The 14892-nt window shown below is 65.5% G+C and carries 11 protein-coding genes; 6 read left to right on the plus strand and 5 right to left on the minus strand.

The annotated features are described in order from the left end of the window. Nucleotides 1-4 precede the first annotated feature (4 nt). From ACVOKO_RS01830 to yeiP, 4 genes are all read left to right on the plus strand, one after another. Nucleotides 5-898: a hydroxymethylglutaryl-CoA lyase gene (locus ACVOKO_RS01830; RefSeq protein WP_346496709.1), complete on the plus strand. Its 894-nt coding sequence runs from the start codon at nucleotides 5-7 to the stop codon at nucleotides 896-898. Beyond that, entirely contained in the window at nucleotides 895-3447 is a 2553-nt protein-coding gene (locus tag ACVOKO_RS01835) for a sensor domain-containing protein (protein ID WP_346496710.1), read from the plus strand. The genes ACVOKO_RS01830 and ACVOKO_RS01835 overlap by 4 nt, the downstream gene beginning before the upstream one ends. A gap of 246 nt (nucleotides 3448-3693) precedes the next feature. Further along, on the plus strand, nucleotides 3694-4464 hold the full coding sequence (locus ACVOKO_RS01840) for an SDR family NAD(P)-dependent oxidoreductase (protein WP_346496711.1): 771 nt from the start codon (nucleotides 3694-3696) through the stop codon (nucleotides 4462-4464). 59 nt (nucleotides 4465-4523) lie between these two features. Next, nucleotides 4524-5090 (plus strand): elongation factor P-like protein YeiP, encoded by a 567-nt coding sequence (yeiP, locus tag ACVOKO_RS01845; RefSeq protein ID WP_346496712.1) that lies wholly within the window; start codon nucleotides 4524-4526, stop codon nucleotides 5088-5090. A 169-nt stretch (nucleotides 5091-5259) separates the two neighbouring features. On the opposite strand, the gene ACVOKO_RS01850 is transcribed toward yeiP, so the two are convergent. The 5 genes from ACVOKO_RS01850 to ACVOKO_RS01870 form a co-directional block, all read right to left on the minus strand. After that, nucleotides 5260-6384, minus strand: coding sequence for a two-component system sensor histidine kinase NtrB (locus ACVOKO_RS01850; protein ID WP_346496713.1), 1125 nt, complete (start codon nucleotides 6382-6384; stop codon nucleotides 5260-5262). Next, entirely contained in the window at nucleotides 6381-8264 is a 1884-nt protein-coding gene (locus tag ACVOKO_RS01855) for a DUF7844 domain-containing protein (RefSeq protein ID WP_346496714.1), read from the minus strand. Before ACVOKO_RS01855 ends, ACVOKO_RS01850 begins: the two co-directional genes overlap by 4 nt. Continuing rightward, nucleotides 8261-8560: a DUF2388 domain-containing protein gene (locus ACVOKO_RS01860; protein WP_346496716.1), complete on the minus strand. Its 300-nt coding sequence runs from the start codon at nucleotides 8558-8560 to the stop codon at nucleotides 8261-8263. The genes ACVOKO_RS01855 and ACVOKO_RS01860 overlap by 4 nt, the downstream gene beginning before the upstream one ends. Before the next feature lie 91 nt (nucleotides 8561-8651). Then, nucleotides 8652-11783 (minus strand): multidrug efflux RND transporter permease subunit, encoded by a 3132-nt coding sequence (locus ACVOKO_RS01865; RefSeq protein ID WP_346496718.1) that lies wholly within the window; start codon nucleotides 11781-11783, stop codon nucleotides 8652-8654. A 9-nt stretch (nucleotides 11784-11792) separates the two neighbouring features. Further along, a complete protein-coding gene (locus tag ACVOKO_RS01870; protein ID WP_481558680.1) occupies nucleotides 11793-12833 on the minus strand; it encodes an efflux RND transporter periplasmic adaptor subunit in 1041 nt (346 codons plus the stop codon). A 233-nt stretch (nucleotides 12834-13066) separates the two neighbouring features. Between ACVOKO_RS01870 and ACVOKO_RS01875 the strand changes: the two genes are divergently transcribed. Together ACVOKO_RS01875 and ACVOKO_RS01880 are read left to right on the plus strand one after the other, a co-directional pair. Next, the gene (locus ACVOKO_RS01875; protein WP_346496722.1) at nucleotides 13067-13813 is read left to right on the plus strand and encodes a response regulator; all 747 of its coding nucleotides are present in this window, start codon (nucleotides 13067-13069) and stop codon (nucleotides 13811-13813) included. Beyond that, complete coding sequence (locus ACVOKO_RS01880) at nucleotides 13813-14880, plus strand: ATP-binding protein (protein WP_346496724.1); 1068 nt, start codon at nucleotides 13813-13815, stop codon at nucleotides 14878-14880. Before ACVOKO_RS01875 ends, ACVOKO_RS01880 begins: the two co-directional genes overlap by 1 nt. Nucleotides 14881-14892: the final 12 nt, after the last annotated feature.

Raw genomic sequence — 14892 nt, forward strand, 5'->3', positions numbered from 1 at the left:
CTCAATGAATGATTTCGTCCGTATCGTCGAAGTAGGCCCGCGTGATGGCCTGCAGAATGAAAAGCAGCTCATCGCCACCGCCGACAAGATCGCGTTGATCGACCGGCTGTCGGCCACCGGCCTGCGCAGCATCGAGGCCACCAGCTTCGTCAGCCCCAAGTGGGTGCCACAGCTGGCCGACGCCGCCGAGGTGTTTGCCGGCATCCATAAGCAGCCGGGGGTGAGCTACCCGGTGCTGGTACCCAACGAGCAAGGCTATGAACGCGCCTTGGCCGTGGGCGCCACCGAGGTGGCGGTGTTCACTGCCGCCTCCGAGCAGTTCAACCGCACCAACACCAATGCCGGCATCGACGAGTCGCTGCAGCGCTTCGAGCCTATCCTGGCGCGGGCAAAGCAGGACGGCGTGCGGGTACGTGGCTACGTCTCCACCGTGCTCGGTTGCCCGTATCAGGGCGAGGTGCCGCTGGCGGACGTGGTGCGCGTGGCCACCCGCCTGCACGCCATGGGCTGTTACGAGATATCACTGGGCGACACCATCGGCGTCGGCACCCCGCGCAAGGCGCGGGCGATGCTGCAGGCGGTGGCCGCCGAACTACCGGTAGCGGCGCTGGCCGTGCACTTCCACGATACCTATGGGCAGGCGTTGGCCAATATCGCCGCCTGTCTGGAAGAAGGCGTGGCCGTGGTCGACGCCGCCGTCGCCGGTACCGGCGGCTGCCCCTATGCACGTGGTGCAAGTGGTAATGTCGCCAGCGAAGACGTCGTTTACATGTTGCACGGCATGGGGATGAGCACCGGCGTGGACTTGCCGGCGCTGGCCGCTACAGGGAACTGGCTCGCAGAAAGACTGGGCCGGCAGACAGGCAGCAAGACAGGAAAGGCGTTGACAGTGTCATGACCGTATCCGGCCAGCATGTAATTCCTGACGACGGCGCTCACCGCGCCGCGCATGTCGACGCGCTGGCTGGATTGGAACACGCCCTGCAGCAACCGCTGCCACTGAATCTGCAACAGGCCCTGCTGGCCGCCCGCGACGCCCTGTCCGAAGCCATGGCCGAGCGGCGGGCGGCACAACGCCGCTATGCCGCGCTGTTCGATGCGGTACCCGACCCGGTCAGCATTCTCAGCGCAACCGGGGTGGTACTGGACGTCAACAGCGCCGGGGTTCGCGCCTATGGCCGTACCCGTGAGGAGATCGTTGGCCAACCCATCGAGCTGCTCAATCCCGACCTGCCTGCCGACCACCTGGAGCCGGTCTGGGAAACCCTCAACCGCGGCGAAACCTATGTGGTGGAAGTCACCAACATGCGGGGCAACGGCAGTCGCTTCCCGGTGGAAGTGCATTCGGCCGTGGTCGAGCATGACGGCGAGCACTGCATCGTCGCCGTTGCCCGCGACCTGAGCCGGCGCTGGCAGGCCGAAACCCGCTACCGCCTGTTGCTGGAGTCCATCGACAAGGGCGTGATGCTGTTCGACCGCCATCTCGGCATCATTTCCGCCAATCCGGCTGCGCACCGCATCTTCAACCTGGGCAGCGTTGCCCCGGCCAAGGTGCCGCTGCACGGCGACGAGTGGATCAGCGTTGACGAACACGGCCGCCGGCTGCGGCCCGAGCAGTGGCCGGTGACCCGCGCTTTCGCCGAGGGGCGGACCATCCCCAGCACCATCATCGGCCTCTACCACCGCCCGAACGGCCGCATGATCTGGATCTCGATCACCACCGTGCCGGTGTTCTCGGCCGGCTGTGACCTGCCCGACCACGTGTTTTCATTGTTCAGTGACATCACCGAGCTCAAGCGCGACCACGCGCTGTTCGACCGCGCCCAATCGCTGGCGCATATCGGCGGTTGGGAATGGGACCGTGGCCAGCAGCACCTGTACCTGACCGGCGAGGCACAGCGCATTCTCGGCCAACAGTCGGCACCCACCGACCTGGAACAACTTGCGGCCTGCCTCAACAGCCTCTCCCGCCAGCAGCTGCGCGAGGCAATGGACCTGGTGGTCGAACAGCACACCGGCTTCGAGCTGGAACTGCAGGGCCAGCGTGCCAGCGGCCACAGCTTCTGGATACGGATGATCGGCGAGGTGGAGCCCGGCGATGTGGCCTCCACCCGCATTGCCGGCACCTTGCAGGACATCACCGAGCCCAAACATGCCGAGCAGACCCTCAAGAACCAGGCGCGTACCGACCCGCTGACCGGCATCATGAACCGCGATGCCGCGCTCACCGACCTGGAAACCCGGCTCAGCAACCCCTCCCACGCCGGAGTGGCGGTGCTGTACATCGACCTGGACCGGTTCAAGACCGTCAATGACGTACTGGGCCACAACGCCGGCGATCTGCTGCTGATCGAAGCCACCCGCCGCATTGCCGATGCCATTGGTACCGAGGGCCTGCTGGCACGTTTTGGTGGCGATGAGTTCGTGGTCACCTGTGACGCGCGCGACCTGCCCGGGCGCCCGGAGCAATTGGCCGAAGCGATCACCCGCGCCTTCATCCCGCCGTTCCAGTTCGGCAAGGACGAGTTCCCGGTCACCACCAGCATCGGTATTGCCCGCGCGCCGCAGGATGGCCTGCGGCCGCAGCAGCTGATCCAGAATGCCGACCTGGCCATGTACGAATGCAAGCGCCGCGACCGCAATGGCTGGCAGCTGTTCTCACCGGAGCTGGCCCGGCGCCAGCGCGACCGCCTGCAGATTGAACGGCGCCTGCGCAAAGCATTGGACCGCGACGAGTTCCGCCTGGTCTACCAACCGCAGGTGGACCTGCGCAGCGGCCAGACCATCGCCTGCGAAGCGTTGATCCGCTGGCGCAACCGCCAGCTCGGCGAGCTGCGCCCGGACATCTTCATCAGCCATGCCGAGAACACCGGCGACATCGTGCGTATCGGCGAATGGGTATTGCATCAGGCGTGCCGGCAGATCCGTGAATGGCACAACGAAGGCCTGGGCATGATGCGGGTGGCGATCAACGTCTCCTACCGGCAGTTCAGCGGCGACCGCCTGGCCCGGCAGGTACGCGAGGTGCTGGACCATTACGGGCTGCCGGGCAGCTCGCTGGAGCTGGAATTCACCGAGCGGGTATTGATCGAGGATGCACCGGCTACCCTGCGCACCTTTGCCGAGCTGCGCGCCATGGGCGTGGTACTGACCATCGACGACTTCGGCGAGGGCTACAGCGCCCTGAACTACCTGCGCACCCTGCCCATCCACGGCCTCAAGCTCAGCCAGCTGTTCATCAGCGGGGTTCCCGACAATCCCTCCGATGTGGCGGTGTGCGAAGCGGTCTGCGGCATCGCCCGCAGCCTGGGGCTGGGCTTGGTAGCAGAGGGCATCGAGTCGGAGGCACAACGGCAGTTCCTGCTCGGACTGGGTGTTCCGGTTGGACAGGGCTTCCTGTTCGCGCCCGGCCTGTCGCCCACCGATTTCAGCCGGCAGATGACCTGAGCGGAAGCAGCGGGCCAAGTGCATCGCACAGCCATGTAGCCCAGGTAAGCGAAGCGCATCCGGGGCTTTCGGCATAAACGCAAAGTCCTCGAATACCCTCATTCCCCGGGTGCGCTTCGCTTACCCGGGCTACCTTGGCGCTCCGGACACTATGTCCCGGCCTGCCGCGTCACAGGTCTGATCACGCCAACTTGGCAGCGATCGGCATCAGCTAGAATCGGCGGATCACCCAGCAGGATTGTTCCAATGCAGCTGTCTTCCGTTCGTGCCGTCATCACCGGCGGCGTCTCCGGCCTTGGCCTTGGCGTCGCTCAGTTCCTGGTCGCCAATGGTGGCAAAGTCGCCCTGTTCGACCTCAACGATGAAAAGGGCGCCGCAGCGGTCGCCGAGCTGGGCACCGACAATGCCCGTTACTTCACCACCAATGTCACCGATGAAGCCGGCGTTGCCGCCAACCTGGCCGCCGCCAGGGAATTTCTGGGCGGCTTGAACGTGGTGATGAACTGCGCCGGCATCCTCGGCGCCGGCCGCGTACTCGGCCGGGAAGCCGCCATGCCGCTGGCCAACTTCCAGAGCACGGTGATGGTCAACCTGGTCGGCAGCTTCAACGTCGCCAAGGCCGGCGCCGAGCTGATGCAGCACAACGAAGCCAACGCCGACGGCGAGCGCGGCGTGATCATCAACACCGCCTCGGTGGCCGCCTATGAGGGCCAGATCGGTCAGGCCGCCTACTCCGCCTCCAAGGGCGGCGTGGTCGGCATGACCCTGCCGATGGCGCGCGAGCTGTCGCGTTTCGGCATCCGCGTGCTGACCATCGCCCCGGGCGTGTTCTGGACGCCGATGGTCGATGGCATGCCGCAGAACGTGCAGGAATCGCTGGCCGCGTCCATCCCGTTCCCGTCGCGCCTGGGCCAGCCGGCCGATTTCGCCAGCCTGGTCGGCCACATCATTGGCAATACCTACCTCAACGGTGAGACTATTCGCCTTGACGGTGCCGTGCGTCTGGCACCGAAGTGACCCATCCGCGGGCGCCCACACGGCGCCCGCCTCCGTTTACCCCAATAGACTTTCCAAGCATGAAAGCCAACGACATCAAGAAAGGCAACGTCGTCGAGTACAACAACGGCGTCTATCAGATCCGCGACATCGAGCGCAGCTCACCGCAGGGCCGCGGCGGCAACGTCCGCTTCCGTTTCATCATGTACAGCGTGCCGGGCGGCAACAAGCTCGATGCCAGCTTCGATGCCGATGACAACCTGCCCGAAGTCGAGCTGCTGCGCCGGCAGTCCACCTTCTCCTACATGGATGGCGATGCCTTCGTGTTCATGGACGACGAGGACTTCACCCCGTACACGCTGGACGCGGACGTGATCGGCGATGACGCCGGCTACATCACCGAAGGCCTGAACGGCATCTTCGTGCAGGTGATCGACGACCAGCCGGTCGCCATCCAGCTGCCACAGCACGTCACCCTGGAAGTGGTGGAAACCCCGCCGGAGCTGAAGGGCGGCACCGCCACCAAGCGGCCGAAGCCGGCCAAGCTCAGCACCGGCCTGGAAATCATGGTGCCGGAATACATCGTCAACGGCGAACGCATCCTGGTGAACACCACCACCGGTGAGTTTGGCGGCCGCGCCGATTGATTGACCGCAGCCTCCCGCCCAATGGCGGGGGGCTGTAGTGGCTGGTTTGTAGGAGCGGCGTAAGCCGCGAAGCTGTCCAACTGAAACGGCTGAAGGCTTTCAGGACCTGAAACATTGCCAGCTTCGCGGCTTACGCCGCTCCCACAAGCTACAAGCTGCAGACCTGCTTTCAGGCCACTACCGGGAAATACAGCGATACCGCGGCCCCACCCAACGGTGAGGTGCCGATCATCGCGGTGCCACCGGACTGTGCCGCGAACCCATAGACCTGGCTCAAGCCCAGGCCACTGCCATCACCAACGCTTTTGGTGGTGAAGAACGGCTCGAACACGCTTTCCTGGATCTCCGCCTGGATGCCCGGCCCGCTATCGCCCACACAGATGCTGACGAAGGGGCCACGCTCGCCGCCGCCCGAGGGCACGATGATGGTTTCCAGCCGCGCGCACAGCACCACCTTGCCGACACCGTGCATGGCATCGCGGCTATTGCTCAGCAGGTTCAACAGCGCTGCCTCCAGCTGACCCACGTCCACCGAAATCGGTGGCAGGTCCGCCGCCAACTCAATCTCCAGCTCGATGGTCTCGCCGCAGACCCGCCGGTACATCTCCAGCGAGGCCGTGAGCAGGTCGTCGACCCGGCTCAGCTGCGGCACCAGCGTCTGCCCGCGCCCGAAGGCCAGCATCTGCCGTGTCAATTGGGTGCCACGCTCCACCGCGCGATGGGCGATATCCAGGATCCGGCGCACGCTTTCGTCGCCCGAACGCCGCAGCGACAACATGTCCAGGCTGTTGCCGATCACCGACAGCAGATTGTTGAAATCATGCGACAAACCCAGGGTGAGCTTGCCAACCGCATCAAGACGCTGCGCACGCAGGGCGATTTCCTGCGCCTCGCGAACACGCTTCTGGGTCTGGAAGATCTCGGTGATGTCACGGATCAGCACCAGCACGCGTGAGCCCGCCGGGTCGGACACCCGCTCCATCATCACCGAGGCGCGGAAGCGGACGCCATCGTTGCGCACCATCGCCAGGCTGAGTTGCTCGATGCCCTGCTCCAGGGTCCGCGCCACCGCCTGCTCGGCAACCCCGCGCTGCGAATCGGCGGCGCTGAACAACAGCGAGAACGGTTGCGTGCGGAGCTCTTCAGCGGCATAGCCGAGCACCGCCGCAACACCGGCATTGCCGCCGAGCACGCGGCCATCGGAGTCAAGCTGGAGAATGGCGCAGCAGTGCAGCTTCAATACGTCATCGGCCAATACCGCGGCGGCCGTCTGTTCCTGTTCTGTACTGCTCAACCCTGCTCTCCCGAAAACTGAACCAACCGCCGGTGTTCCAGCGTTACCGCCTCTCCTGGCTGCGTACCGTAGCCTAAACGCAGACGTTCCCGCAGGTACAGCAGGTTGGCTTCAATGGCGGCCAGATTGTCGCGCTGGGCCGGAGGCAGCGCCGCCAACGCCGCCGCGCGCAAGGTCTGCCATTGCCGCTGCGCCGTAGCGGCACCGGCGGCGGTGTCGGTCTGCAACCGGGCCTGCTCGTCCGCGCTGGGGATGCCATAGCCCGGGCTGTCGGCCAACAGACTGCCGGGGGCCAACAAGCCCGCAGCGCGCTCCATCAGCGCGTGGAAATCGTCCTGCTCAGGCAGGGTCTTGCCCGCTACCAGCAGCTTGCGTTTGAGCACATCGCCGGCCGCCACCTCGGCCTGCCGCCGGGCCGCCTGTTCGAGCAGCAACATCGCCGCCAGCACCTGCTCGTCGGCCTGCTGCATCCAGGCCCTGCGCTTTGCCGGCGGCAGCGCCAGCCATTGGCTCACGCTGTCGACCGGCAACGGCAATGCCTTGCGCGCGACCTCGAATACCAGCCGGTAATGCTCCGCTGCCGACTCGAAGTAATAACCGCCGCGCAGGGCGGCTGCACGCTCGCGCGGCGGATCGGCCAGCGCCTTGGCGCGCAGCGTCTGCAGCAAGCCGGTCGGGGTGATCGACAGCAGCTGCGCCGCACCCAGCCGCGGCGCGCCATCGCCGAGCAGCTTGCCGGTTTCCACCGCACAGTTGTTGCTGATGAAGTAATAGCGCCCGTCGTAGTCCCAGTGCAGACGCGCGGCCTGCTGCAGCAGGCTGGTGATCTCCTCAGGCTGCAGACGCAGCGGCGTGGAGGAGACCCCGCGCAACTCGACCTTGGTGTATTCCTCGATCACCTGGCTCAGCGGCAATACGAACAAGCGCGAGGGATAGGCGCCGGTAAGCCCGCGCCAACTGGATATCTGCACATCACCGACAAAGGCCCGGAACGACAGCACCAAGTGATGGCGCAAGTCCATCCGGCAGGCCGGCCCGGGCGTACGGCCCGGGGCGCATATCACCAGCCGCAGCATGCTGTGGCCCCAGCGGCTCATCAGCTTCTCGTTGCCTTCGGCCAGCAGGTAATCAACCTGGTAAACCCGCGCCGGGTCCAGCGCCAGCAGTTCGGCCAGACCTTCCTGCTCACCGGCTTGCATGAATGGCAACGCCGGCGGGCATTGCGCGGCTCCCAGCTGGCCGGGCGCGCCCAGATTCTGTGCGAACCACGCATGCAGCAGCGGCCGCCGGCAGGCGTAGTCCGGATCCAGCAGATAGTGTTCGAGGTTTACCGCGAAAAACTCTGCCGGGCTGTCCAGCTCGTAACGGTCGGGGCTGCGCAGACTGAAATTATTGCGTCCGCGCCCGGGCCATAGCGGACGCTGCTGCCAGCCAGCCAGATCCAGAAAACGCGGCTGCGCTGACCAGCCACCATCGGGCGAGCGGTCCAAGGCGTGCGCCAGTTCGTGGATCAAGGCTGCACGGGCCTGCTGCAACGCTTGGGCGGCGGCTACCGAGTCCGCAGGACCCGCCTGCAGCAAGGGCTGCAACAAGCTACGGTCAAGCCCGAGTTCGCGACCATGCGCCCTGCCCTGCACGTGCGCCGGCAGATCGTCGCGCCAGCGCAGCTGCAAAACCAGCGAGCTCTCGGCTGCGATGGCGGGGGGGACACGCGCCAGTACGTCGTCAATCAACTGCTCGCTGGCCCGCACCTGTGCGGCGTCCAGTGCAGGCAGCTGCGCGTGCAGCTCGATGCGTAAAGCCGCCTGCAAGGGGGCGGCAACGCAGAGCAACAGCACCGCCAGCCACCGCGCGGGCGGCAGCCGGCAGCGGTACGTCACAGGGCCAGGATCTTCCGGGCCAGAGCCATGTCGCTGGCATCACGCGCGGCGGCATCACGCTCGCGCAGCTGGATCAGGGCCGCTTCCAACCAGGCACCACGGATGGCGCCATTGCTGGCGACAAAGCCTGCCGCGTCTTCGCGTGCATCCAGCAGCACCTTGTCATCGTCCGAGGAGCTACCCGATGAATTGGACGACGCACCCGACGCGGAGCCGGCCGACGTACCTGCAAAGCTGGAGGCAAAGACCGACATCGGCAGGGCAATCAGAGCGCAGAACAGGATCGGACGGATCATTGGCAGGTCAACATCGGACAAATAAGGATGCCAAGAGTACCCAGCGACGCGGCCGGTTGGAACCTGCGTCTGGCCTGCAGGCCCGATCCATTCATGATCCCCCGCCGGCAGCACCTCCCCGCGCAGCGGGCCGACGCCTACACAACCAGCGCCAACCGGCATCCACCACGACATAGAACACCGGCACGAAGAACACCGCCAGCACCGTTGCCGCCACCATCCCGCCGAACACACCGGTACCGATTGCCTGCTGGGTTTCCCGCGACGCCCCCTGCGCCAGCATCAGCGGCACTACGCCAAGCGCGAACGCCATCGACGTCATCAGGATGGGACGCAAGCGCAGCCGCGCGGCCCGCAATGCGGCCTGCGCTGCGGTCAAGCCCTGCTGCTGCAACTGCCGCGCAAACTCCACGATCAGGATTGCATTCTTCGCCGATAGACCGATCACCGTGATCATGCCCACCTTGAAGAAAACGTCATTGGGCATGCCACGCAACAGCACTGCCGCCACCGCCCCCAACAAGCCCAGCGGCACCACCAACATCACCGCCATCGGTATCGACCAGCTCTCGTACAACGCAGCCAGCACCAGAAATACCACCAACATCGATATCAGCAGCAGCCAAGGGGCTTGTGACCCTGACGTTTTCTCCTGCAGCGACTGGCTGGTCCATTGCAGGGCAAAACCGGGCGACAGCTGCGCCGCAAGCCGCTCCATCTCGGCCATCGCCTGGCCGGTGGAAACACCTTCGGCTGGCGCACCAGACACATTCAGCGCGGGGAAGCCAAGGTAGCGCTGCAGCTGCAACGGCGACTCCTCCCACTGCGGACTGACCAGTTCGGCAAGTGCCACCATGCCACCCTGTGCATTGCGCACGTACAAGCGCAGCACGTCCTCAATCTCCATCCGGAACGGCGCATCTGCCTGCAGGATCACCTGCTGCAGGCGCCCCGCATTGGGGAAGTCGTTGACGTATTGCGAGCCCATCGCCACCGACAAGGTGTTGCTGATGTCGGCAAACCCAACGCCCATCGCCTCGGCCTTGGCACGGTCTATCTGCAGCCGCACGCTGTTGCCCGATGGCAGGCCATCGGCGTGCACCTCACCGAGCAAAGGGCTCGCCTGGGCCAGCGCCAACAGCTGTTTCTGCGCGGCGCGCAGCTGCTGCTGTGTCTGGCCACTGCGCGCCTGCAGCGCCAGGCTGAAGCCGGAGGAATTGCCCAGGCTGTCGATGGCCGGTGGCATCACGCTGATCACCTCCCCCTCGCTGCTGGCGGCCATTGCTTTCAAGGTGGCTGCCACCTCATCTGCAGCGGTTGCCCCGCCGCGTTCGCCCCAATCCTTGAGCACGGTGTAGGCCATGGCTGCACTCGGGCCCGAGCCGGCAAAGCTGTAGCCAGTGATGACCTGGTTGGCGGCGATACCCGGACGTGACGCGATATGCGCCTCGTAGTCCTGGACCACGGCCAGGGTGCGTTCGGCGGTGGCCTCGGCCGGGAGCTGGATCGAGGTCATGAAGTAGCCCTGATCCTCTTCGGGCAGGAAAGCACCTGGCAGCCACTGCAGACCCAGCAACAACAGCAGCACCAAGCCAGCAAACACTCCCATGACCCGTCCGCAGCGCCGCAGCACCGCAGCGACACTGCGGTGGTAGCGCCCGCTCATGCGCGCAAATCCACGATTGAACGCTGCGAACACGCGTCCGCGTGGCCGGTCGTGTGCAACCGGCCGTAGCAGGGTTGCGCACAGCGCAGGCGTCAGGCTCAACGCCAGCAGCGCCGAGATCAGGATCGCCACCGCCATCGATACGGTGAACTGCCGATAGATCGCGCCCACCGAGCCACTGGCAAACGCCATCGGAATGAACACCGCCGTCAGCACCAGAGTGATGCCAACCACGGCGCTGGTCAGCTCACGCATGGCCTTGATCGTGGCTTCGCGCGGCGCCAGGCCCTCTTCGGCCATGATCCGCTCGACCCCTTCCACCACCACGATGGCGTCGTCGACGATGATGCCGATGGCCAGCACCATGCCGAACATGGTCAGCACATTGATCGAAAAACCCAGCGCCAGCATCACCGCAAAGGTGCCCAGCAGGGCAATCGGCGCTACCAGCGCCGGCACCAGGGTGTAGCGCCAGTCCTGCAGGAACAGGAACATCACTGCGAACACCAGCAGCATCGCCTCCAGCAAGGTCTGCAATACCTTCTGGATGGAGATCTTCACGAACGGTGCGGTGTCGAAGGGGATGCTGGCCTGCACGCCCTTGGGCAGCAACGCCTCCAGCTCGACCATGCGCGCACGCACGGCCGATGACGTGCTGACCGCATTTGCGCCCGGACGCAGCTGGATGCCGGCGGCAGTCGCCACCTGCCCGTCCTCGCGGGTACCCCAGGCATAACTCTGCGCTCCTACTTCAACCCGCGCCACGTCGCCGAGCAGCACCCGCGAGCCATCAGCGCCAGCACGCAGCACGATAGCCGCGAACTGCGCCGGCGTCGTCAGCTGCCCGTCAGCCACCAAGGGCACGGTGATGCGCTGCCCCGGCACACTTGGCGAGTCACCGATACGGCCCGGCGCGATGTTCTGGTTCTGCTGCTCGATGGCGGTGACCACATCGCCCACAGTCAGCTCATAGCCTGCCAGTTCGGAGGGATCCAACCAGATCCGCATGGCCTGTTCGGCACCGAACAGCTGCACCCGGCCGACGCCATCGATGCGGCGCAGTTCCTCGATGATGTTGCGCGCCATGAAGTCGCCAAGCTGCGCCTCGGCGACGCTGCCATCGGGTGACCTCAGGCCAACCAGCATCAGGAATCCCGAATCGGCCGCCTCCACGAACAAACCGCTCTGGCGGACGCTGGCCGGCAGCCGCGGTTCGATCGCCTTGATCCTGTTCTGCACATCAACCTGTGCCATTTCCGCATTGGTGCCGGGAGCAAAGGTCGCGGTTATCGAGGCCTCACCGGAGGTATCCACCGAGGATTGGAAGTACAACAGGTGCTTGACGCTGGACAGCTCACGCTCGATCAGCCCGACCACCGAGTCGTCGAGCGTCTGCGGGCTGGCACCGGGATAGCTGGCATAGATGCTGACGCTGGTCGGTGCTACCGCCGGATAGCGCTCCACCGCAAGCTGCGGGATCGCCAACACACCGGCCAGCACGATGAAGATCGCCAGCACCCAGGCGAATACCGGGCGATCAATGAAGAAACGGGCCATGTCCTACCTTCAGTTGTTGCTGGATGCGACGGTGGCCTTGCCCTGCACAGGCACTGGCTGCCAAGGCGAGGTTTCGACCAGAGCCCCTTCCTGCAGGCGCTCCTGGCCTTCCACCACCACCCGCTCACCGACCTTCAGTCCGCTGCGCACGATCCATTGCCTATCGACGCTGCCGTCGACTTCGATGGTGCGGATCACCGCCTTGCCATCGCCGCCAATCACCCAGGCATAAGCCTGTCCACCGGCACTGCGCAGTACCGCCTGCTGCGGCAGCAACGGCAGCTGGCTGGCGCCGCCTCGCGGCACCCGCGCACGCACGAACATGCCCGGCAACAGATCGCGCCCGGGATTGTCGACCAGCACCCGCAGCACCACATCACCGGTGCGCGCGTCGACGTTGATACCGGAGAACAGCAGCTGCCCGGCCTGCTCATGCAGCTGACCATTGGCGCCGATGATCGCCACCGGCACCGCGCCGCCATCAGCCACATCCCGCCGCATCGTCGGCAACTGCGAGGCCGGCTGACGTACGTCCACATAGACCTGATCGATCTGCTGCACCAAGGCCATCGGCTCGCTGTCGGTGGCATTCACCAACGCCCCTTCGGTCACCATCGCCTGATCGATGCGGCCGGCAATGGGCGCGCTGACCGTGGCGTAGCGCAGGTCAAGCTGGCGCCTGGCCAGGATTGCCCTGGCCTCGGCCACCGCGGCCCGTGCCTGCTCGTATTCGAAGGTCGCGTCGTCGCGATGCTGGTGACTGACCGCCTGCGCATCAGCCAGCGCCTGCAGACGCTGCGCCTGCACCCGGCTGCGTGACAACGCCGCCTCGCTGCGCTGCAGGGCGGCCAGCGCGGAATCGACATCGGCACGGAATGCCGCCGGATCAATCTGGAACAGCGCCTGCCCGGCGGTGACCTCCGCCCCCTGCTCGAACAGACGCTTGCGCACGATGCCGCCAACCTGCGCACGGATCTGCGCGGTACGCAACGCCGAAACCCGCCCCTGCAGCTCGTCATCGCGCTGCACACGCTGCTTCGCAACGGTCACGACGCTGACCTTGGGCACCACATCCGGAGGTGTTTCGGGAGAAGAGCAGGCCGTCATGGCCACCATCAGGACCGCGCACAAAGCGGTCGTAATCCGTTGAATGTTCATCACTACACGTGCCGCTGCAAAGCCTGCTGGAACGCAGGCGCGCAGTTTGCCCGGCGATGATGGGGTTTCGATGGAGGGAATGTGGAGATAGCATGGAGGCAAGAACCTTTCGGCCGCACCCGGTAATGACCGCACATCTACCCGCCGCCATGATGGCGCAATGGGACCGCTCCCCTGATGCACTTGTCCTGATCGTCGAGGACGAAGCCGAGATCGCCGACATCATTGCTGCCTATCTGGAGCGGGAGAAACTACGCGTGTTGCGCGCCGCCGACGGCCGGACAGCGCTGGAACTGCACCACAGCGCCCGCCCCGACCTGGTGCTGCTGGATGTACAGCTCCCCGATATCGATGGCTGGGGCGTGCTTTCGCAGCTGCGCCAGCGCAGCGACACGCCGATCATCATGCTCACCGCACTGGATCAGGATCTGGACAAGCTGACCGCATTGCGGATGGGTGCCGATGACTACGTGGTCAAACCGTTCAACCCGGCCGAAGTCGCCGCACGGGTACGTGCGGTACTGCGGCGCACCCTGCGGTCGGCGCCGCGACAGGCCGCCACATCATTGCGAGCGGGGCCGTTGTTGATCGATCCGCAAACCCATTCGGTGCATGTCGAGGGTGAAGGCTACAGCCACGAGTTGCTGCTCACCCTCACCGAGTTCAAGTTGCTGCACTGCATGGCGCTGGCACCCACCCGCATTTTCAGCCGCAGCGAACTGATGTACCAATGCCTGCCCGAAAGTGAAGCACTGGAGCGTACCGTCGACAGCCACGTCAGCAAGCTGCGGCGCAAACTGGATGATGTGGGCGTTGCCAACATGCCGGCCAGTGTGCGCGGTGTCGGCTATCGCCTGGCGGCGGATCGCTGATGCGCCGCCCCGGCCTCAGCCGGCACATCATCATGTCGATGTCGCTGATGGTGATCAGCGTCATCGTAATGATGATCCTGTCCTCCTACCTGCTGTACGCCATCTTGGTCGAGTTCTATCCGGCCAGCACGCTGGAGCCGGAAGGCTGGCTGCCAACGGGCCCAGAGCTGGCGTGGATGGTGGGCGTCACCGTGATCGGGCTGGCGTTGGCACTGACCGCGTCGATTCGGCTGACCCATCGCATCGTCTCGCCGCTCAATACCCTGATGGATTCCATCCGTGCCCTCGCCGACGGCAATCTCGGCGCACGCGCCAAGGCCAGCGATGACGCCCTGGACGAGGTCGCTCTGCTGGTCGAGGACTTCAACACCATGGCCGCCCGCCTGCAGCACATGGACGGCGAGCGCACCCTCTGGCATGCGGCAATCGCGCATGAACTACGCACCCCGCTGACCATTCTGCGCGGGCGCCTGCAGGGCTTGGCCGATGGCGTGTTCCAACCAGATGAAGCGCAGTTCCGCAGCCTGTTGACGCAGGTGGAAGGCCTGTCGCGACTGATCGAGGACCTGCGCGTATTGGGACTGGCCGGCAACGGCAGGCTCGACGTACGCCGCGCGCCAACCGACGTGGTGCAGGAAGTGCATTCGGTGATGACGATGGTCGATCCTGCCTTCCGCAACGCCGGTTCGGTGCTGGAACTGGAAACCCACCGCAACGAGCACGTGGCCTACTGCGATCCCACCCGCCTGCGCCAGGCCCTGCTCGCCCTGCTGGAGAACGCGCGACGTTATGCCAGCCCGGGACGGGTGCGGATTTCCATCCACGAAGGCAAGGACCACGTGCAGCTGGCGATCGAGGACAACGGCCCGGGCATCGAGGCCGCCATGCAGGCGCACGTGTTCGATCCCTTCAGGCGCGGCGATGGCTCGCGTTCGCGACAAGGTGGCGGCAGCGGCCTGGGATTGGCGGTGGTCAAGGCAATTGCCGATGCCCACGGCGGCCAGGTGTCATGCAGCAGCGGCGCCACTGGCGGCAGCCGCTTCGTACTGGAACTGCCGCGCGAGTAGCCTGCCCGCGAT

This window comes from Stenotrophomonas sp. STEN240, from assembly GCF_056756175.1.